This is a genomic window from Mesorhizobium sp. USDA 4413, assembly GCF_056280365.1.
The window spans coordinates 6161363-6181149 of the sequence record NZ_JBVPRP010000001.1 but is presented as its reverse complement, the minus strand read 5'-3'; the positions used below and the strand labels follow the sequence as shown (position 1 = coordinate 6181149).

The 19787-nt window shown below is 64.8% G+C and carries 17 protein-coding genes; 2 read left to right on the top strand and 15 right to left on the bottom strand.

The genetic code is table 11. The annotated features are described in order from the left end of the window. Positions 1-37 precede the first annotated feature (37 nt). Positions 38-1777, bottom strand: coding sequence for a 2-isopropylmalate synthase (gene leuA, locus ACVMIM_RS30045; RefSeq protein WP_476116421.1), 1740 nt, complete (start codon positions 1775-1777; stop codon positions 38-40). 653 nt (positions 1778-2430) lie between these two features. Here leuA and ACVMIM_RS30040 point away from each other — a divergent pair. Further along, a complete protein-coding gene (locus ACVMIM_RS30040; protein ID WP_476116419.1) occupies positions 2431-3504 on the top strand; it encodes a siderophore-interacting protein in 1074 nt (357 codons plus the stop codon). A gap of 10 nt (positions 3505-3514) precedes the next feature. On the opposite strand, the gene ACVMIM_RS30035 is transcribed toward ACVMIM_RS30040, so the two are convergent. The 8 genes from ACVMIM_RS30035 to ACVMIM_RS30000 all read right to left on the bottom strand — a co-directional run bounded on the left by ACVMIM_RS30035 (position 3515) and on the right by ACVMIM_RS30000 (position 10844). Further along, on the bottom strand, positions 3515-4732 hold the full coding sequence (locus ACVMIM_RS30035) for an MFS transporter (RefSeq protein ID WP_476116417.1): 1218 nt from the start codon (positions 4730-4732) through the stop codon (positions 3515-3517). After that, positions 4732-6843, bottom strand: coding sequence for a TonB-dependent siderophore receptor (locus ACVMIM_RS30030; RefSeq protein WP_476116415.1), 2112 nt, complete (start codon positions 6841-6843; stop codon positions 4732-4734). The genes ACVMIM_RS30035 and ACVMIM_RS30030 overlap by 1 nt, the downstream gene beginning before the upstream one ends. Positions 6844-6953: 110 nt before the next feature. Further along, entirely contained in the window at positions 6954-7127 is a 174-nt protein-coding gene (locus ACVMIM_RS30025; RefSeq protein WP_476116414.1) for a hypothetical protein, read from the bottom strand. Beyond that, entirely contained in the window at positions 7108-7860 is a 753-nt protein-coding gene (locus ACVMIM_RS30020) for an SDR family NAD(P)-dependent oxidoreductase (protein ID WP_476117420.1), read from the bottom strand. The genes ACVMIM_RS30025 and ACVMIM_RS30020 overlap by 20 nt, the downstream gene beginning before the upstream one ends. A 162-nt stretch (positions 7861-8022) precedes the next feature. Further along, complete coding sequence (locus tag ACVMIM_RS30015; protein WP_476116412.1) at positions 8023-9126, bottom strand: AbrB family transcriptional regulator; 1104 nt, start codon at positions 9124-9126, stop codon at positions 8023-8025. A gap of 64 nt (positions 9127-9190) precedes the next feature. Beyond that, entirely contained in the window at positions 9191-9502 is a 312-nt protein-coding gene (locus tag ACVMIM_RS30010; protein ID WP_476116410.1) for a putative quinol monooxygenase, read from the bottom strand. 52 nt (positions 9503-9554) lie between these two features. After that, positions 9555-10328 carry an SDR family NAD(P)-dependent oxidoreductase gene (locus ACVMIM_RS30005; protein WP_476116409.1) on the bottom strand — a complete coding sequence of 258 codons (774 nt, stop codon included), beginning with the start codon at positions 10326-10328 and terminating at the stop codon, positions 9555-9557. 81 nt (positions 10329-10409) lie between these two features. Next, positions 10410-10844, bottom strand: a complete 435-nt coding sequence (locus ACVMIM_RS30000) for a DsrE family protein (protein ID WP_476116407.1) — start codon at positions 10842-10844, stop codon at positions 10410-10412. Positions 10845-10943: 99 nt separating this feature from the next. Here ACVMIM_RS30000 and ACVMIM_RS29995 point away from each other — a divergent pair, with 99 nt between their 5' ends. Continuing rightward, on the top strand, positions 10944-12044 hold the full coding sequence (locus tag ACVMIM_RS29995) for a hypothetical protein (RefSeq protein WP_476116405.1): 1101 nt from the start codon (positions 10944-10946) through the stop codon (positions 12042-12044). A gap of 3 nt (positions 12045-12047) precedes the next feature. On the opposite strand, the gene ACVMIM_RS29990 is transcribed toward ACVMIM_RS29995, so the two are convergent. From ACVMIM_RS29990 to ACVMIM_RS29965, 6 genes are all read right to left on the bottom strand, one after another. Beyond that, on the bottom strand, positions 12048-12995 hold the full coding sequence (locus ACVMIM_RS29990; protein ID WP_476116404.1) for a cation diffusion facilitator family transporter: 948 nt from the start codon (positions 12993-12995) through the stop codon (positions 12048-12050). Positions 12996-13000: 5 nt separating this feature from the next. Then, positions 13001-15190, bottom strand: coding sequence for an anthranilate synthase (locus tag ACVMIM_RS29985; RefSeq protein WP_476116402.1), 2190 nt, complete (start codon positions 15188-15190; stop codon positions 13001-13003). Positions 15191-15425: 235 nt separating this feature from the next. Beyond that, entirely contained in the window at positions 15426-16481 is a 1056-nt protein-coding gene (locus tag ACVMIM_RS29980; RefSeq protein WP_476116400.1) for a peptidase M14, read from the bottom strand. A gap of 134 nt (positions 16482-16615) precedes the next feature. Further along, on the bottom strand, positions 16616-17788 hold the full coding sequence (locus tag ACVMIM_RS29975; protein WP_476116398.1) for an MFS transporter: 1173 nt from the start codon (positions 17786-17788) through the stop codon (positions 16616-16618). A gap of 130 nt (positions 17789-17918) precedes the next feature. Beyond that, positions 17919-19295 (bottom strand): FAD-containing oxidoreductase, encoded by a 1377-nt coding sequence (locus ACVMIM_RS29970; RefSeq protein WP_476116396.1) that lies wholly within the window; start codon positions 19293-19295, stop codon positions 17919-17921. Beyond that, positions 19292-19753 carry a DUF4126 domain-containing protein gene (locus ACVMIM_RS29965; protein WP_476116394.1) on the bottom strand — a complete coding sequence of 154 codons (462 nt, stop codon included), beginning with the start codon at positions 19751-19753 and terminating at the stop codon, positions 19292-19294. The genes ACVMIM_RS29970 and ACVMIM_RS29965 overlap by 4 nt, the downstream gene beginning before the upstream one ends. Positions 19754-19787 lie beyond the last annotated feature (34 nt).

The window sequence follows — 19787 nt, the reverse complement described above, 5'->3', positions numbered from 1 at the left end:
GCCCGGTCAGCCTGCCGCCGAGCCGGACCGTTTCACATCAGCTGCTCCGGCGGCCGACGATACGGTTGGCGGCCGAAACAACGGCCTCAAGCGAGGCGGCGACGATGTTGGTGTTGATGCCGGCGCCGAACAGCTTGCCGCCCGGATACTCCATCTCGACATAGGAGATGGCCGAGGCGTTGGAGCCGCGCTGCAGGGAATGCTCGGAATAGTCGAGCACCGACATGTCGACGCCGACATGGCGCGAGAGCGCATCGACAAAGCCGTCGATCGGACCGGTGCCCGAGCCGGTGATGGTCATTTCCTTGCCGTTGTCGAGGATCTCCGCCTCCACGATACGCCGGCCTTTCACCTCGGTGTCGGGGAAGGTGCGATGGTCGAGGAACTTCAGCCGCGCGCCGGGCTGGTCGACATAGGTTTCGAGGAAGCGTTCATGGATGCGCTTGGCAGGCACTTCCTTGCCTTCCGCATCGGTGATCGCCTGGATCGCCTGGCTAAACTCGATCTGCAGATTGCGCGGCAAGTTGAGGCCGTAGTCCGCCTGCAGCACATAGGCGATGCCACCCTTGCCCGACTGCGAGTTGATGCGGATGATCGCCTCATAGGTGCGGCCGACATCGGCCGGATCGATCGGCAGATAAGGCACTTCCCAAAGCGCTGTGTTGGCCTTCTTCAGCGCCTTCATACCCTTGTTGATGGCGTCCTGATGCGAGCCGGAGAAAGCGGTGTAAACCAGTTCGCCGACATAAGGATGGCGTTCCGGAATCTTCAGTTGATTCGAATACTCATAGACATCCTTCATCCGGTTGATGTCGGAACAGTCGAGCTCCGGATCGACGCCTTGGGTGAACATGTTGAGCGCCAGCGTGACAATGTCGACATTGCCGGTGCGCTCGCCATTGCCGAACAGCGTGCCTTCGACGCGGTCGGCGCCGGCCATCAGGCCGAGCTCGGTGGTGGCAATGCCGGTGCCCCGGTCGTTATGCGGGTGCAGCGAGATGATAAGGTTCTCGCGGTTGTCGAGATTGCGGCACATCCATTCGATGCGGTCGGCATATACGTTGGGCGTCGACATCTCGACCGTCGAGGGCAGGTTGATGATCAGCTTGTTGTCGGCCGTCGGCTTCACGATCTCGGTGACGGCATTGCAGATCTCCAGCGCGACTTCCAGCTCGGTGCCGGTGAAGCTTTCCGGCGAATATTCGAAACGGTAGCCGCCGCCGGCCTTGGCGGCCATGTCGGTGATCATCTTGGCGGCATCGGTGGCGATGCGCTTGATGCCGGCGACGTCCTTCTCGAAGACGACGCGGCGCTGCAGCTCGCTGGTCGAATTGTAGAAATGCACGATCGGACGATGCGCGCCCTTGAGCGCGTCGAAGGTCCGCGTGATGAGCTCGGGGCGGCACTGCACCAGCACCTGGAGCGACACGTCGGCGGGCACGCCGCCTTCCTCGATGCACCAGCGGGCGAAATCGAAATCGGTCTGCGAGGCCGAGGGGAAGCCGATCTCGATTTCCTTGAAGCCCATGTCGAGCAGCAGCGCGAACATGCGCGCCTTTCGTTCATGGCCCATCGGGTCGATCAGCGCCTGATTGCCGTCGCGCAGGTCGACCGAGCACCAGATCGGCGCCTTGTCGATCACCTTGTTCGGCCAGGTGCGGTCGGTCAGGCCCACGGTCGGGTAGGGCTGGTATTTGCGTGCTGCGTCCGACATGTGGCCGGCCGCGCGCTTCCCGGCTTCAGCCTCGACGGCGCGGATTTCTTCTCGTGCGTTCATCGTCTCTTCTCCGGGCGGCCCGCATGTTCGCCTTAGGCGGATTGATGGCGAGCGTCGCCTCTACCAGAATTTCGTTCGCTTGATTGTGACTTTGCCAAGGAGCATGCGCCTGAAGCGGCGGGTATCGACCGCCGGGCGCTCCTTCAGCGAGCCCGGCGATCGCCGATAAGGCCGAGAAGAAGCAGGGTCGAAGCAAGCGCGCGCGCGGTCTCGCCGGCAAAGCCGGTGCGAGAAGAAGCGACGGAGCGGACGCGCGTGGTCATGGCGGCTCTCTTACAGGAGCGGCCCGTCGGAGGCAAGTGCCGGCCAGGCCGCACGCCGTGGTTGGAACTTATAGGGCGTGCTGTTCGACGTCTTTGAAGCCATGTGTACGGCATGTGTCGATGAGTTCTCTAATCCCTTCCGAGTCGCGTCAATCACCTCTGTCTCACGTTCACCGTACCGTGGTGCAATCATCGAAATGATCGGCCTTGTAGGAAGCCTGATCATCAGCTGAAAACCGGATGCGTTGCCGACCTTCGTGCGGTTCCGTCCAAAAATATGACTCTTAAAATCATGTTTTAGTGGCAATGCTGCCGACGCTGTGGCATGCCGGCGCTCGGCGACATCGCGTTCGGCCGGTGCCGCTGCCATCGATATCGAAAGGCCCGGCGATGAAGCTCTTGAGCGCGCAAACCCGTATCCAGAACGATGATATCCGCGCGGTGATGGACAGGCTGCGCGAGGAGCACGGTGACAGCGAGGTCGATACCGGCGTTGCCGGCCGATGGGAATTCCGCATGCATTACGGCTCGTTGAACGCCTCGTTCGACGATAGTGGCGTGCTGGTCAGCGTCGCGGCGGAGGACGAGACCTGCCTCTCCTATATGAAGATGGTCTTTGCCGGCCACATCGCCGCGCATCTGCGCACCACCGAGGGCCTCCGCTGGCGAGGCGACGGCAAGGATGCCGGCACGCCGGTGTTCTTCCGCGAGATATCGGTCCTGTCCTCGACGCGGCTGTCGCCGCATATGCAGCGCCTGCGTTTCTCCGGCCGCGACCTCGGCCGCTTCGCCCATGGCGGATTTCATGTCCGGCTTCTGCTGCCGCCGGCCGGACGCCAGGCGGTCTGGCCGACCATGGGCGCCGACGGGCTGATCGTCTGGCCGTCGGGCGAGGATGCGCTGACCGTGCGGGTCTACACGATCCGCGCGCTGGACGTGGCCGAGGGCTGGCTCGACATCGATTTCGTGCTGCATCCCGGCGCCGAGACGCCGGCCGCGAGTTTCGCGCAGAATGCGCGGGCCGGTGACGTCATCGGCATGATCGGCCCCGGCGGCGGCGATGTGCCCAAGGCATCAAACCTGCTTCTGCTGGGCGACGATACCGCGCTTCCGGCGATCGGCCGGATGCTGGAAGAGCTTGCGCCGCCCGTCCGTGCCGAGGCCTTCATCGAGGTCGACGGTCCGCAGGACCGAGTGACGTTGGCGGCGGGCGAGAACATCGCCGTCCACTGGCTTTATCGGCATGGCCGCGAAGCAGGCCGTGCCGGCCTGCTGCCGGAAGCGCTGCGTGAGCGCGGCCGCGGGGCCGACGATCTCTTTGCCTGGGCCGGGTGCGAGTTCGCCGATTTCCGCGAGATCCGCAGAATTCTGCGCAAGGAATGGGGCATGCCGCGCGACCGGCATCTTGTCACCGCCTACTGGCGCCGTGGCGCGCCGGGCGAAGACGGTGCCGGCGAGGAATAGTTCCGGCTTTTCATTCGCGATCGCTGACCATGGCGATCGCCGGCGCCGCCAGCAGCGCGACGAGGCCTGCGCCGCCGAACAGCGCGCCATAACCCAGATGCTGCGCCAGGTAGCCGGCCAGGATGCCGCCCGCCATGCTGACCAAGGCGTCCATGCACTGGAAAAGCGTGAAATCGACGCCGGCCTGCCTCGGATCCGACCAGCGCATGAACTGCGCATAGAGCGCCACGAAGCCAAGCGCCATGATGCCCGAGGAGCTCAGCATCGCGACGGCCGCCAGCGGGCCTGTCGGGAAAATGCCGGAAAGCGAGAAGGCCGCGAGGATGAGCAGCGATCCGGCCTGTAGGACGAGCGCGAGCACAAGCACGCTGCGCGTGCCCAGCCACCGGACGAGAGCGCCGCCTGCAAGCGCGGCCGCAACGCCGAGGATCATGCTGCCGACGCCGTTGACCAGGCCGATCGTGGAAAGGCTGAGCCCGGCATCGACGAGAAACGGGCCGAGCATGGTCAGCGCCGCCTTCTGCGCCAGCACATAGATCGCCGACGCCGCCAGACCGCGGCGTATCTGCGGGCGCCGCAATGCGGCGCCGAGCGAGGGCACGTGCTCGCGCACTTCCTTGCGCGATTGGCCGGCAATGCCGAACAGGAAGGGCAGGCCGAGCAGCACAAGCAGCGAGGCCATGGCCGACACCGCCGCGCGCCAGCCATGGATTTCGACCAGATAGAGGAAAAGGCCGGCGCCGATCGCCGAACCAAGATAGGCGCCGCCGACCTGGGCGGCATTGCCCCAGCCGAGATTCCTGCCGGCAAGGTTCTGCACCGCAAAGCCATCGCAGGCGATATCGACGGTAGAGGCCGCGAAGGCGACCACCGTCAGGCAGGCGACCACGGGCCAGAAAGCGGCCGGGCCGAGCTGGGCGACGGCCAGCAGTCCGATGATGGAAACGAGGCCGCCGATGAGAATGATCGTGCCGGTGCGGTTCCTGCCCGCGGGCGGAAGCCGGTAGCGTTCCACCGCCGGCGACCACAGGAATTTCAGCGCCCATGGCAGGGCGATCAGCGTGAGCAGGCCGATGCGGTCGAGCGGCAGGCCCTGGTCGCGCATGACGGCCGGCAGGCCTGTCCAGGTGATGCCGCCGATCACGCTCTGCGCCACATAGAGGCCGCCGATCGCCGCGACGACGGCGGCCGGCGACGAGGCGGACCGGTTCGAGACGGAGACCGACATCAGAAGCGGTAGCGCAGGCTGCCGAACAGCGAGCGGCCCTCGTCGCGGTAGCAATAGCCGGCCGAGCAGATCGTCTGCTGGTTGTCGAACAGGTTCTTGGCGTTGATCTGCAGCTTCACCCCTTCGAGCTTCGGGTTGCGGTAGCCGAAATCGTAGGACAGCGAGGCGTCGACGAAGGCGCGGGCATCGTTCTTGAAGGTGTTGGTGTCGTCGCCATAGCTCGCGCCGGCAAACCGCACGCCGGCGCCCAGACCGAGCCCTTCCAGCGTGCCGTTCTCGAACTGGTAGTGGCCCCAGAGCGACAGAATGTGGTTCGGCGTCGCCGACAATTCCTTGCCGTCGGTGCCCTCGGCGCCGCGTTCGATCTTCACCCGCAGATAGGTGTAGGAGGCGATGACGCTGAAGCCATTGTCCAAAGAGGCGTTGGCCTCCAGCTCGACGCCGCGCGAGTTCAGGTCGAGCTGGCGCTGCTTGTTGATGCCGGTCGAGGCGTCGAAGACGACACCGTCCTTCTGGTCGATGTCGAACAGCGCGGCGCTGACGGTCGCGTTATGGTCGGGGATCTCGTATTTGACGCCGATCTCCTTCTGCGTGGCGATGGTCGGGCGGGCGACGCGGCCGACCGGGCTATTAACGTCGTCATAGACGAAGCCGATGTTGGGAGAGAACGAGGTCGAGTAGTTGATGTAGGGGATGATGCCCCATTCGGTCCGGTAGGAGAGGCCGACGCGGCCGGAGAAGGCGCTGTCCTTCTGCTCCGATTGGCTGAAATCGGCCGCGGTGGACGTTGTGTCAACCCAGTCGTAGCGGCCACTGGTGAACAGGGTGACATCGTTCCACTCCATCTGGTCGTGCAGATAGACGCCGAGCTGGTTCATCTCCTGCCCGCCGGAATGCGGGACGGGGGCTGACTTGATATCCTCGACCGAGACATAGGAGAGCCCGCTGCCGGCATCATAGTCCGACCAGGCATAGTCGATGCCGGCAATCGCGGTGTGCGTGACCGGGCCGGTATCGAATTCGAGCTGCGCCATGTTGTCGACGACGAAGTTCTTCATCGTCTCGGTGTAGTGGCCCCAGTAGCGCTCAAGCGGCTGGTCGGCGCCGATCGAATAGTGGCCGCTATATTCGATGTCCGAGTCGACGGCGTTGTAGCGCAGGTTCTGGCGCACGGTCAGCCAATCGTTGAAGCGGTGCTCGAACTCGTAGCCGATGCGCCCCTGATCTTGCGTGAAATCGTTCCAGGCCGGATCGCCTTCATAGACGTTCGACAACACGCCATAGGCGGAGTTGTAGAAGGCGGCGGTGCCGCCTGTGACGGACTTCGAATACTCGCCGAGGATGGTGAGCTTGGTGTCCTCGTCCGGCTTGAAGGTGACGGCTGGCGCCAGATAGAGCTTGTCGTCAGGGTAGTCGGGCAGGCCGGTCTCGCTCAGGCGGCCGAGGCTGGTGAAGCGATACAGGACGCTGCCGTCATCGTTGACCGGCCCGGAGGCATCGAGCGCCGCCTGGAAGCGGTTGTGCTCGCCGGCCAGCAGCTCGATCTCGTGGAACGGCTCGTCCTTGGGCCGCTTGGTCACGACGTTGACGATGCCGCCGGGACCGCTGACGCCGTAAAGCGACGAGGCCGGACCCTTCAGGATGGTGACGCCCTCGATGCCGTAGGGTTCTGTCTTGAACCAGGCGGAAGGGCCATTGTATTGGCGCAGCCCATCGCGGAACATGCCGTTGTAGAAGGCTTGGAAACCGCGCAGGAAAAAGGCGTCGTAGCGCGTGTCGAAACCGAAGCTGTTTGGATTGGCGCTCGCCGTATAGCCCAGCGCGTCGTTCAGGGTGCGCGGCTTCTGGTCCTCGATCTGCTTTTGCGTGACGACCGAAACCGCCTGCGGGATTCTGGCGATCGGCGTGTCGGTCTTGGTGCCGATACGATCCTTCTTCGCGACATAGCCGTCCTGCTTCAGGATCTCGTTGCTCTCGGCGGTTACCTCGATCTTGTCGAGAACGACGGCGTCGCCGCCATCCTGCGCAATCGCCGGGCAGGCATGACCGAGCATGGCGCTGCCCGCCAGCAATGATAGTCCCCGGCGCCACGTCCTCGACCGCTTCGGCATTAACCTGTCTCCAATTCTCATGTTTTGATTGCGCTTCCGCGCTCTCAAATATGAGTATGTGAGTCAAGTATTTTTTGCTGCTTCGCCGCACTTGATGGCATCGCGTGGTGTCAACCTTCCTGGCAGGCCGGGACAGAAGCGACGTGTTGTTCCGGCGCCGATCCGCGACGAAGGTCGAGAAAGACGATGATGACAGTAAGCACGGTGATCGTCGCCAGCACGATGAGCAGCCGGTCGAAAGCTGTCTCGTAAGCTTGGCGACGGTCAGTAGGTCGTGCGTCCACCGGAAAGATCGAAGGTCGCGCCGGTGGTGAAGGAGTTCTCGTCCGACAGCATGAAGACGACCATGGCGGCCGCCTCCTCGACCTCGACGAAACGGCCGCGCGGGACTTTGCCGAGCATATAGGCGACCTGCGCTTCGGTGAGTTGCTCCAAGATGCGGGTGCGGGCGGGCGAGGGCGTCAGCGCGTTGACGGCGATGTCATGTCCGGCAAGTTCCTTGCCGAGCGACTTGGTCAGCGCCAGCACGCCGGCTTTTGCAGCGGAATAAGCGGCGGCATTCGGATTGCCTTCCTTGCCGGCCACCGAGGAGATGTTGACGATGCGGCCGTAATTGCGTGCGATCATGCCGGGCACCAGGCGCCGGCAGCAGTAGAAGACGCCGTTGAGGTCGATATCGACGATCTGACGCCAGGCGGCGGGGTCGTAGTCCACCAAGGTTGCCGCCGGTCCGGCGATGCCGGCATTGTTTACGAGGAGATCGACGGGGCCAAGCGTCCGCTCGGTCTCTGCGGCGGCGCGATCGACGGCCTCGATCTGCGACTGGTCGCAGAGAATGGCCTCGACGCGGCCGAGCGACGCGAGTTCGGCGGCAGCTTTGCTCATCGCGGCCTGGTCGACGTCCCAGATGGCGACGCCGGCGCCGGACGACAGCAAGCGTCGGGCGACAGCAAAGCCGATGCCTTGCGCGCCGCCGGTCACCACGGCGACGCGGCCGGAAAGATCAACGGCATTCACGCGACGGTTCATGGCATTCTCCTCCGCTCCTTTAGAGCAATTCGGCATCCCGATCGGGATGCTGCCCTGCTCAAATTTTTTGCTTTCAGGCAATTCCAGACGGAAAACCGCTGCACACTTTTCCGGGAATTGCTTTTGCGCCCATGCCCTGGATATAGCGGATCAGCCCCTGAGGTTTCGCGCCACAAGCCTGGCTACGCTTGGCCCAATGAGCAGCACGACCAGGAATCGCGCCGACTGCAAGGCCATGACGAAGGAGATGTCGACGTTCTGCGCCGCGGCTGCGACGATGGCGACGCTGTCCATGCCGCCCGGGCTGGTCGCCAGGTAAGCGGTCAGCGGGTCGATGCCGAGCAGGCGGCTGATGGCGAATCCCATGCCGCCGCAAAAGGCGATCAGCGCGACGATCGAGCCGACGATCTGCGGCAGGGCGCGTGCCGCATGGCGCAGAATCGGCCGGGTGAAATTCAGCCCGATCGACCAGCCGACCATGGCGTAGCTGATCGCCAGCAGCCAGGGCGGCAGTTGCATCGGCACGCCGAGGCCGAGATGGATCACCGCGCCGAAAATGAAGGCGCCGAGAAAGAACGGCGAGGGCAGCCTGACCAGCTTTCCGGCCAGGCCGCCCACCGCCGCGATGCCGATAGTGGCGGCGAAGGCGAAGGCATCGATGGCCGGAAACCAGACGACGGGCGGTACTTCGACGCCGGATGTGTCGACCCACATCTTGGCGACGAGGGCGGCCGTCATCGAGACGAAGATCACGCGCAGATACTGCATGAAGGCGACGAGGCGTTGGTCGGCGCCGAAGGCGCCGGCCATCAGCACCATGGCCGTCGCGGCGCCGGGCGAGGAGCCCCAGACTGCCGTGGTGCCGGGCAGGATGCGCCAGCGGCTTATCAGCCATCCGAGCAGGCTGGAGGCGGCGACGGTTGCTATCACCACACCGAGGAACAGCGGCCATTCCGCATAGAACACCGGAAAGATGTCGGTCGAGATCGAGCCGGCGACCAGGCAGCCGACGATCGCCTGGGCTGAGCCGAACAGCGGACGGGGTACGCGCACGGTGGCGCCGTTGGTGCCGGCCAGGATCGCGGCAAGCATCGGGCCGATCAGCAGCGCCGCGGGCAGCGCGGCGAGCTCCAGCGCGCCGGCGAAGAGCAAGGAAAACACCAGCAACACCAGCCACTGCCGGGGCGGGCGCAGGCGCGCCATGCGCTCGGTCGGCGTCTGGTCCTGAGATGATTGCTCTGGCGAGGAGTCCATATGGGCTCTTAAAGCGGACGCTGACAAATGCGAACCCGCTTTCGGCAAATTCGCGCAAGAGAGGTCAATCAGCCTTTTCGGGAGCAGGAAGCCCAAAGCCGCCGACTGGACGGGTCTCGATCTGGAATTCGAAGCCGGCGATGAAGGGGCGCGCCCTGGCGATCGCCGCCTGGACTTCCGGCAGCTGCAGCGAGGCCTTGTGGCTCGCCTGGTCGGTCCACACTTCGGTGACCCAGATCGCGTCGGCGTCGGCCGGATCGGTGGCGATGATATAGCTCAGGCAGCCGGGAAGCGCGGTGGTGCTTTCGCGCAGCACGTCCATGACCGCATCGCGCTGGCCGCGCGCCGCCCGCATCTTGCCGATCAGTCCGTACATGCCCTTGCTCTCCCTCCAAGTTACACGCTGCATCAAGTATGCAATCGCCGGCTCACGGCATCAACTGGCCGCCATTCACCTCGATCACTTGGCCGATGATGTAACCGCTCAACAGGTCGGACGACAGGAACAGATAGGCGCCGACGCAATCCTGCGCCGTGCCGGCGCGCCCTTGCGGAATGGTGGCGACCATGGCCTTGATCTGCTCGGCGTTCGAATAGCGTTCGTGGAACGGCGTCAGGATGGTGCCCGGCGCCACCGCGTTGACGCGGATGCCGAAGCCGATCAGCTCCTTGGCCATGCCGCGAGTCACGTTGGAAACGAAAGCTTTGGCGGAGCCGTAAAGCCCGGCGCCGCCGCCGGCGCCGTTGCGGGCCGCGATCGAGGTGGTGTTGATGATGAAGCCGCCCTGGCGCTTCAGCCACGGGATCGCCTTGCGCGAGGCGGTCAGCACCGAGCGCGCATTGAGGTCCATCACGGCATCGTAATGCGCCTCGTCCTGATCGGCATAGGCGACGCGGCCGAGCATGCCGCCGGCATTGTTGACTAGGCCGTCGAGCCGGCCGAAATGGTTTGCGCTCTCTTCGACCACACGCTCGACGTCCGCAGGCATCGAAAAATCGCCCTGGACCGGAAACACCTCGCCGCCATCGTCGCGGATGGATTGGGCCAGGTTCTCGGCGGCTTCGCGGCTCGCATTGTAGTGCAGCGCGACGCGGCACTTCTGCGCCGCGTAGGCACGCACAAGGGCCGCGCCGATGCCGGTCGAAGCGCCGGTGACCAGCACCGCCTTTCCGGCAAGATCGGGGATGGCAAGTGTCGTCATGTGGGCCGGCCTCCGCGTTGCCGTCTTTCGTAGGCCATTGCCGGCCTTGCGTTCAAGTGGGGCGTTCAAGTCCGGTCGCGCTCAGGGCCTGAGATAGGCATAGCCCTGGTGCTGCAGCTCGGCGAGCTTCACGACGCCGCCTTTGTCGGCAAGCTCGAAGCCCGCCAGCAGGTCGGTCAGCGCGATGTCCATGCCATGCAAGGTGTTGCCGCAGGCTTGCGGGACAAGCCCCTGCTGGACAAGGCCGGCAAAGCGGCTGGAAACGGCGCCGGAAGCGCCCTTGGCTTTGAAGGCGGCGAGAGCCGGACCGTGCACCACAAGCACGATATCGACATTGCCGCCGGTGCCTTCATAGTGGTTCTTGATGTTGCCGAGAACGAAGTTGACCTTGGCCGCGTCGCTGAGGTGATAGGCGACTTTCAGCTTTCCCTCAGGCGTTGCCGCGTTTGCACGGCTCAGGCCGAAAAGACCCGCGGCGCCCGCAAGACCCGCACGAAAAATGTCACGGCGCAGCATCCTATCCTCCGTTCGCTCGCCTGCTCGCGCGATTTTGCATGGCTCAGGCGACGCTCCTAGATTAGCATATCGCGGTCCTGTCGGTGGGAGGAGGGTCACATGGCATCGAGGACCGTTGTGGGGAGGACCATGGCGGGCGTGGTGCTTTGCGTCGCCCTTGCCGCTTTTGCCAGTGCTGCGCGCGCCGAACAGCCGCCCAAGCTTCCCGAGCTCAGCCCGACCGGCGCCGATGCCTGCTTCGGCCGTGTCTACGACGCAGCCCATCTCAAGACGCATCCGCGCCAGAAGGTGGCGCGCATCTTCTTCTTCTACGGCCACGACCCGGTCAGCCGGCCGAACGAAGAACCTCCGGCGAACCAGGATACGTCCTATAACGGCTTCCTCACCACCACGGTGCGCGGCGCCAACACGCCTGAATGGGCAAGCAGCTGGTGCAACAAGGAAGACCCGAGCGACAAGGCGAGCGGCATTCGTTGCGGCATGGATTGTGACCGCACGCTGGCCTCGCTGAAAGTCGACGACAAGGGAAAGCTGCTTCTGTTCGGCCTGTCGCCGGACGTCTATCTCGATCCCGACGCGTCGGAGTCGATGAGCAAGGCCGAGTACAACAAGCAGGCGCTGGGCAGCGAGGACGACAACTTCAAGCTGGATCCGATGCCGGCCGAGACCTGCAAGGCGGAGTTCGCGCGCATCGACCCCATCGATCCGGCGCTTGGCGACCCGCTGCGCGTGCGGCTGAAGCCCGATCAGCCCTTCTGCTTCGGGCGCGATTACGACGACGCGCACCTGAAGTCGCATCCCAACCAGCTCACGCAATCGATTCGCGTCTTCCGCGGCCCGATCGAGCTCGCCTCCTTCGCCGCCGGCGGGGACGCCGCGAACTGGCCCGACGGGGCGGATATCGCCGTTTCGGTGACGACGAGGCAGAAGGGGAAAAAGGTCACGCAGACCTATTCCTGCCAGGGCGAGGCCGACCAGTGGCGCTGCTCGGCCAGCGCGAAAATGAGTGATTTTTCCTGCGACATCTCGCAGAAGGAGATTTTTCTCAAGCGCGGCGCTGGCGGCATGATGATGGTTGCGAATCCCAACGATGCCGTGGCGGTTGTCGATCTTTGCTCAAAAGCGGCGAACGGCAAGACGAAGTCGGACGACAAGGTCTTTCGATTGACGCCCATGCCGCAGTCGGCCTGCGCTCCATAAGATTCAGGCGAAAGGCACCGCGGTTGTGCCTTTCGGCAGCTTGGCCTCGTCGTCCGGCTCGACATGGATGATGACGCGCACCGAGGGGATCTCGGCTTTCAGCGCGTCCTCGATACGGTCGCAGATGACATGGCTGGCGCCGACCGTCATGTCGGCGTCGACGACGAGGTGGAACTCGATGAAGGTGGCACGGCCGGCAATGCGCGTCTTCAGATCATGCACCTCGAGCGCGCCCTTGGAATTGGCCGAGATGATATCGCGGATCTGCATGTGTTCCTGTTGATCGACGGCGCGGTCCATCAGGCCGTTCATCGACGAGCCGATGACATGCCAGCCTTGCCAGAGGATGTTGAGCGCGACGATCACGGCCAGCGCCGGATCGAGAATCTGCCAGCCGGTGAGCACGGCTCCGACGAGACCGCCGAACACGCCCACGGACGTCACGACGTCGGTCATGATGTGCTGACCGTCGGCCACGAGAGCGGGTGATTTCGCGTTCCGGCCGGCGCGGATCAGCGTCAAGGCCCAGATCGCATTGACGACGGTCGCGGCGCCGTTGACGGCAAGGCCTTCCCAAGGCTGTTCTAGCGGGACCGGATGCTGCCAGGACCGCCAGACCTCGTTGAGGATGAGCAGGGCCGCAACGACGATCAGCACCCCCTCGAGGACGGCTGAGAAATATTCGGCCTTGTGATGGCCGAAGGGATGGTCCTGGTCGGCCGGCTTGTAGCTGACCTGAATCGCCCAGAAGGCAGCGGCCGACGCAATCACATTGACGATCGATTCCAGCGCATCGGAATAGAGCGCGACGGAGCCGGTGATATACCAGGCGACAAGCTTAAGGGCGAGCACGACACCGGCGACGACGATCGACCAGAAGGCCAGCCTTGCGACCTTCTGTCTGGCCGTGGCTTTCACCGCGGCCGTCGTCGTTTCCGGCGCTTCCGTCATCGTTCCTACGCGGCCTTTTCCTTGGCCTTGCGCGGCAGATGCGCGACGATGTTCTCGATGATGCGCATGCCGGCATTATGGCCGAGCGTCATGATCGATTCGGGATGGAACTGCACGGCCGCGATCGGCTCCTTGCGGTGCTCGAAGGCCATGATGATGCCGTCCTCGGTCTCTGCGGTGACCACGAAGCCGTCGGGCAGGCGCACCGGATCGGCGAAGATCGAGTGATAGCGGCCGACGGTCACTTCCTTCGGGAGCCCTGAAAAGATTATGCCGGGCTTCGAGACCCGGATGCGCGACGGCTTGCCGTGCATGGGGATGTGCAATTGCCTGAGCTCGCCGCCATAGGCTTCGGCCAGTGCCTGCAGACCGAGGCAGACGCCGAAGATCGGCAGGTCGCGGCTGCGCGCTCGTCTGATGGTGGCGGCGCAATCGAAGTCCGTCGGCGTACCCGGTCCGGGCGACAGTACGACGAGATCGGGCTTCAGCCGCTCGAAGACCTCTTCCGGCACCGGGGTGCGAACGGTGGAAACGTTGGCGCCGGTCTGGCGGAAGTAGTTGGCCAGGGTGTGGACGAAAGAGTCCTCGTGGTCGACCAGCAGGATGTTGATGCCGTCGCCGACGCGCGCGGTGGTGCGCTCGGTCCCGGTGGCGTTGCCGGTCTTGGCGTCGCGGATGGCGGAGAGCATGGCTGATGCCTTCAGTTCGGTTTCGGCTTCTTCTTCCTCGGGAACGCTGTCGAAAAGCAGCGTGGCGCCGGCGCGCACCTCTGCGATGCCGTCCTTGATGCGGATGGTGCGCAAGGTGAGCCCGGTGTTCATGTCGCCGTTGAAATTGACCATGCCGATCGCTCCGCCATACCAGGCGCGCGGGCTCTTCTCGTTCTGCTCGATGAAGCGCATGGCCCAGAGTTTCGGCGCGCCGGTGACGGTGACGGCCCAGGCGTGCGACAGGAACGCGTCGAAGGCGTCCATGCCTTCGCGCAGCCGCCCCTCGATATGGTCGACGGTGTGGATCAGGCGCGAATACATCTCGATCTGGCGGCGGCCGATGACGCGCACCGAGCCCGGGTCGCAGACGCGCGACTTGTCGTTGCGATCGACATCCGAGCACATTGTGAGTTCGGACTCGTCCTTTTTGGAGTTGAGCAGCTTGAGGATCTGCTCCGAGTCGGAGATGGCATCGTCGCCACGCTTGATGGTGCCGGAGATCGGGCAGGTCTCGACGCGGCGGCCGTTGACGCGCACGAACATCTCCGGCGAGGCGCCGATCAGATATTCGTTTTCGCCGAGATTGATGAAGAAGGAATAGGGCGAGGGGTTGATCGATTTCAGCTTGCGGGAAATGTCGGAGGGCTGCGTCTCGCAGCGCTCGTAGAACATCTGTCCAGGCACGACCTCGAAGAGGTCGCCGCGCTTGAAGCTCTCCATCGCCCGGCGCACCAGGTTGGCGTATTCGCCCGGCTCATGGTCGCCGCGCGGCGGGATGCGGTCGGCGGTCTTGAACGGCTCGGCATGGGGATCGCGGGCCAGGCCCTCGGTCGAAAAGCCTTCGCCGGAATAGTCATAGCGGTCGGTCCAGGCCTTGGTCGAATAATGGTCGACGACCAGGATCTCGTCGGGCAGGAACAGCACCAGGTCGCGCTGGCTTTCCTTGCGCTCCAGCTTGTAGTCGACCGGGTCGAACTGGAAGGCGAGGTCGTAGCCGAAGGCGCCGTAGAGGCCGAGATTGGCATCCTCGGCGGTCTTGAACAAAGCGGTGATGGCGCGCAGCACGGTGAAGACGGACGGAACGCGGCTGCGCTCCTCCTCGGTGAAGACCCGGCCGGGCTTGGCGACATCGAGACGGATCAGCGTCTTCGAGGTCTCGGCGATCGTCACTTCGCTGAGCTCGTCAAGGGCCTTGCCGATCACCGGCAGCAATACTTCGCCGCGCCTGTTCAGCGCTTCGATGCGCATCGCGCGGCCCCGCGCGGAGATCACCAGCGGCGGATCGATGATGGCCGTATCCCAGCGCGTGTAGCGGCCCGGATATTCGTAATTGGAGGAGAATACGGCGCCGCGGCGCGAATTCAGGCCGTCGACATAGGCATCGATCGCGCCCTCATATGGCCGGTCGTGCCGCTCGCGGGTGATCGTCACCCCGCCTGCGGTGACGAAGCGCTCGGCCCCGTTGTCCAGAACTTTAGTCGTCATTGCCGTCTCCATCAGCGTTTTGGGCAACGGACCCGGGAATGGCTCTAAAAACAAATGGCCGCCCGGACATTCCGTTGCGGCCACCCTCAAATTTCACGCGCACGCGCACGAACAGGCCGCTGTCAGCAGCCCCACCACCAAATGGTCTTGTTCGAACGCATGTTCATGGCGACTCCCATAGCGGCGAATGGAGGTCCGTGCAACTGGATTTCACGACGACTCCGACCGCGCGGCTTCAGTCTTCCAGCGTGCCGGAGCGGGCGTCGCCGCTCCTGGCGTTGCCAGCGAGCTTCAGAAGATCCTCGCCGGCGCGGATGATGCGGCGCGCGCGGCGGGTCAGGATGAAGCCCGACTGCGGGGCGAAGACTTCCATGCGGCCACCGACCTCGCCGGGCGCATGGACGATCGTCGCCAGCTTGTCGCCTTTCTTGACGCGGTCGCCTGGCTTGACGTCGTAGAGGATCGCGCCGGCCTTGGGCGAAGGCATCATGTCGATGTTTTCCAGCGGCACGACGGGTCCGGAAAATGTCTCGAATTTCGGGATCGACGGATCCTGGATGATGCCGCGCGTCACCAGCAGCCGATAAAGCCCTTCGGCATCCGAGGCCGCCAGCGCGGCGTCGACATCGAGTATGCCGCGATATTCGACCGTGGTCACGGCGCGGCGATCGAAGCGTGCAACGTTCGCCGGCGCGTTCTGGTAGGGCATGATGGAGGCGCCTTCGAATGTGCCGTCCGTGTCCTCGCTCCACAGCACCACCGCGTCGATGCCCATGGCGGCGGCGCAGTCGGCCATATGCGGCCACAGGCTGGTGTGGATGTAGAGATAGGCGAGACCTTCGTCGTCGCAGTGAAGGTCGAGGACGATGTCGTTGCCGAGCGACAGCTGGACGAGCCGGTTCTTCAGCCGGCGATCGGCGCCGCCAAGGCTGATATCCGGCAGGAGCCTGGCGTCGGGGGTGGCAAGCAACGGGAAGGAGCGGTTGAAGTTGGTGCGGGTGCCGAGATTGAAGCGGCCCTGATGCTCGCCGAAATGATATTGCGCGCGGCCGATCGGATTGGCCCAGGGCACGATGGTGACGGGACCCCTGATGCGGCTTTCCGCTTCCGCCTTGGCAAGCATCGGCATCAGCGCGTCGATAGCGACGACGCCTGGCAGTTCGCCGGCATGCAGTGCCGCCTGCAGATAGGCGGAAGGAGCCGCCTTGTCCTTGCCCTCGAAACGCAAGACCGGAAATTCGTAGGCGACGCCTTCGCTGTCGCCGGCGATGCGCTCGATCGTCTTCTGCATGGGGTACCTCCGCTTGAAGCGGTTTCACCCATGCATTTTTGCGATCGGGCTGTCGATTGGTCCAGCCGCCGCCACTGTCGGGGCAGGGTGGCTACCGCTAAGGCGCCGAGCCTGCTACGGCGAAACGCCGAGCCTTATTCCGCCGGCTGCGGCTGCAGGATTGTTCGGCGGTCGAGCGCCTGCGACAGCACGGCCACAGCGACGGCCAGAAGCGCAAGCGCCGCGCCCACCAACGGCAGGTTGGCGTAAGATACGCCCCAGGAGATGGCGAGGCCGCCGATCCAGGCGCCGCCGGCATTGCCGACATTGAAGGCGCCCTGGTTGAGCGTGGCGGCCAGGTTCGGTCCTTCGGCAGCCGCCTCGACGACGCGAATCTGCAAGGGCGGCACGACGATGAAGATCAGCATGCCCCACAGGAAAACGATGGCCACCGCCACGCTTGCCATGGCACCGAGCTCCGTGAAGACGACGAACAGCAGCGCCATGGCGAGCAGCGTGGCGATCACAGTCGGCATCAGCTTCCAGTCCGCCAGCCTGCCGCCGATAATGTTGCCGATGGTCATGCCGGCGCCGAACAAGAGCAGCACCCAGGTGACGGTTGCCGTCGACAGGCCGGAGACGCCGGTGAGGTAAGGCTTGATGTAGGTGAAGACGGCGAACAGGCTGGCGGAGGCGAGCGAGGCGATCAGCATCGCCAGCCAGACCTGCAGCTTACCGAGCACGCGAAGCTCGCCCACCAGGCCACCGCCGCTGGGTTCCGCGACATTGGACGGAACCAGCCAGGCGATGGCTGCGACCGAGATGAGACCGATGCCGACGACGGCGAGGAAAGTGGCGCGCCAGCCGAAGGCTTCGCCTAGCGCCGTGCCGGCGGGAACGCCGAGGATGTTGGACAGCGTCAGGCCGGCGAACATCAGCGCAATCGCGCTCGCCCGCTTGTTGCGCGGCACGAGGCTCGCCGCAACGACGGAGCCGATGCCGAAGAAGGCGCCGTGGCCGAAAGCAGTGAAGACACGCGCTGCCATCAAGAGCCAGTAGTTCGGCGCGATGGCGCAGAAGAGATTGCCTATGACGAAGAGGGCGGCGAGGCCGACAAGCACGGGCTTGCGCGGCAGGCGGGCGGTCGCCATGGCCACGATCGGCGCGCCGAAGACGACGCCCAGCGCATAGCCGGTGACCAGCAGGCCGGCGGAGGGGATCGAGACGCCAAGATCGGCCGCCACTTCCGGCAGCAGGCCCATGATGACGAATTCCGTGGTGCCGATGCAGAAGGATGCAATGGCGAGCGCTAGGATCGGCAGCGGCATGGGATGTCCGGACTGAATCGGTTCAAAGTCGAGACTGTCCGCAGACATGCCGACGCGCAAGCGCCATTGTTGCAACGCAGCAATGCAGAAAAGCGGGGAGCTTTCGGCGAGGCGATCGCGACGGCGGACGTCAGACCAGCGGCTTGAGCTCCTGGGCGATGGTCGGCAGCAGCTCCGAGACGGTCGGGTGTATGTGCATGGCGCGCGCCAGCGTTGAGATCGGCGCCTTGGCGTACATGAGGTCGAGCACTGAGTGGATTGCCTCGTCGCCGCCCGGGCCGAGCACCGAGCAGCCGAGGATTTCCCCGGTATCGGCATCGGCGAGGATTTTCATGAAGCCCTGCGTTTCGCCCTTCTCGACCGCGCGGCCGACACGCGTCATCGGCCGCTGTCCGACGAGCGCGCGGCGGCCGGATTTCTTCACCGCGGCTTCCGTCATGCCGCAGCGTCCGAGCGGCGGGTCAATATAGAGCGCATAGGCTTCGATGCGGTCGCTGACTTTGCGCGGATCATTGTCGAGCAGATTGGCGCCGACGATCTCGAAGTCGTTGTAGGAGGTGTGTGTGAAGGCGCCCTTGCCGTTGCAGTCGCCCATCGCCCAGATGCCGGGCACGTTGGTGCGCAGCTGGTCGTCGACTACGATGTAGCCGCGCTGGTCGACCGCGACGCCGGCCTTGTCGAGGCCGAGATCGTCGGTGTTGGGCGTGCGCCCCAGCGCCAGCAGCACATGCGAGCCGACCGCCGCCGGCTTGCCGGCGGAGAAGGTGACGGCGATCCCGTTGCCTTGTCTGGCAAAGGCGATATTGTCCGCGCCGACATGGACGGCGATGCCCTCGTTTTCGAGGATGGACAGGATGGCCGCGGACGTGTCCTCATCCTCGCGCCCGGTCAGCCGCGGCGCCTTCTCGATCACCGTGACCTCGGAGCCGAAGCGACGGAACATCTGCGCGAATTCGAGCGAGACGTAGCTGCCGCCGACGACGATCAGATGGCTGGGCAGCACATCGAGATCCATCATCGAGGAATTGGTGAGGTAGGGCACGTCGTCGACGCCGGGCAGGTCTGGCACCGAAGCGCGGCCGCCGGTGTTGAGGAAGATCTTCGGCGCGGTGAGCAGTTCGTCACCGACGCGCACCGTGTCGGCGCTGACGAAACGCGCGTGGCCGCGATAAAGCGTGCAGCCCTTCATGCCGGCGATCCATTTTTCGAGATTGCCGCGGGCGTCGTTGGTGACCTTGTCCTTGCGCGCCTTGATGCGTCTGTAGTCCACTCCAACGGGGCCTGAGAGCGCGACGCCGTAGTCGGCGGCGCGGCGGGCGAGATGCGCGGCATAGGCGCTCGCCACCATCGCCTTGGTCGGCATGCAGCCGGTGTTGACGCAGGTGCCGCCGATGAACTTGCGCTCGATCAGCGCGGCCTTCATGCCGGCGGCCTCGAGCCGGCCGACCAGCGGCGGCCCGGCCTGGCCGGCGCCGATGACGATCGCGTCGAAGCTCTTTGCGCTCATGCGACCGCCGCCACGATGAGCAGGCCGCCGATGATGGCCACGGCATCTTCAATGAAGGCGGCGGGCGGATCCTTGCCGAAGGCGGCGGCCAATCTCGCGCGTGCTTCCGCGCCGCCGAGCGTGCCGATCACCGCGCCGATGGCGCCGGCGATCAAGCCGCCGATGGTCGAGCCGGCGGTCGCTCCGATGACCGCACCGCAGAAGGCGCCGACGACAAGACGCGTGCCGAACTGCGGCGGCACCTTGCGGCTCGGTGTCGATGGCAGCTGGTCGGCGATGAGCTCGACTATTCCCAGGATGGTGAAGATGCCGACCGCGATCCAGTGGCCCATGAAGCTCGCCCAGGTGCCTCCGACCGGCAGCCAGCCGAGCCATGCGCCCCAGGCGGTGACCGCAAGCGCCGTTCCGACCCGCAAGCCGGTAACGACGCCTATCAGCAGTGCAAGAATGAAAAGCATGATCGACCCCCCAACCTGAGACCGTCGCATGTCT

Bases quoted from the DNA above. Each gene is read 5' to 3' on its own strand.
- leuA (WP_476116421.1), bottom strand. From the start codon at position 1,777: ATGAACGCACGAGAAGAAATCCGCGCCGTCGAGGCTGAAGCCGGGAAG.
- ACVMIM_RS30040 (WP_476116419.1), top strand. From the start codon at position 2,431: ATGAAGCTCTTGAGCGCGCAAACCCGTATCCAGAACGATGATATCCGC.
- ACVMIM_RS30035 (WP_476116417.1), bottom strand. From the start codon at position 4,732: ATGTCGGTCTCCGTCTCGAACCGGTCCGCCTCGTCGCCGGCCGCCGTC.
- ACVMIM_RS30030 (WP_476116415.1), bottom strand. From the start codon at position 6,843: ATGCCGAAGCGGTCGAGGACGTGGCGCCGGGGACTATCATTGCTGGCG.
- ACVMIM_RS30015 (WP_476116412.1), bottom strand. From the start codon at position 9,126: ATGGACTCCTCGCCAGAGCAATCATCTCAGGACCAGACGCCGACCGAG.
- ACVMIM_RS30010 (WP_476116410.1), bottom strand. From the start codon at position 9,502: ATGTACGGACTGATCGGCAAGATGCGGGCGGCGCGCGGCCAGCGCGAT.
- ACVMIM_RS30005 (WP_476116409.1), bottom strand. From the start codon at position 10,328: ATGACGACACTTGCCATCCCCGATCTTGCCGGAAAGGCGGTGCTGGTC.
- ACVMIM_RS30000 (WP_476116407.1), bottom strand. From the start codon at position 10,844: ATGCTGCGCCGTGACATTTTTCGTGCGGGTCTTGCGGGCGCCGCGGGT.
- ACVMIM_RS29995 (WP_476116405.1), top strand. From the start codon at position 10,944: ATGGCATCGAGGACCGTTGTGGGGAGGACCATGGCGGGCGTGGTGCTT.
- ACVMIM_RS29990 (WP_476116404.1), bottom strand. From the start codon at position 12,995: ATGACGGAAGCGCCGGAAACGACGACGGCCGCGGTGAAAGCCACGGCC.
- ACVMIM_RS29985 (WP_476116402.1), bottom strand. From the start codon at position 15,190: ATGACGACTAAAGTTCTGGACAACGGGGCCGAGCGCTTCGTCACCGCA.
- ACVMIM_RS29980 (WP_476116400.1), bottom strand. From the start codon at position 16,481: ATGCAGAAGACGATCGAGCGCATCGCCGGCGACAGCGAAGGCGTCGCC.
- ACVMIM_RS29975 (WP_476116398.1), bottom strand. From the start codon at position 17,788: ATGCCGCTGCCGATCCTAGCGCTCGCCATTGCATCCTTCTGCATCGGC.
- ACVMIM_RS29970 (WP_476116396.1), bottom strand. From the start codon at position 19,295: ATGAGCGCAAAGAGCTTCGACGCGATCGTCATCGGCGCCGGCCAGGCC.
- ACVMIM_RS29965 (WP_476116394.1), bottom strand. From the start codon at position 19,753: ATGCTTTTCATTCTTGCACTGCTGATAGGCGTCGTTACCGGCTTGCGG.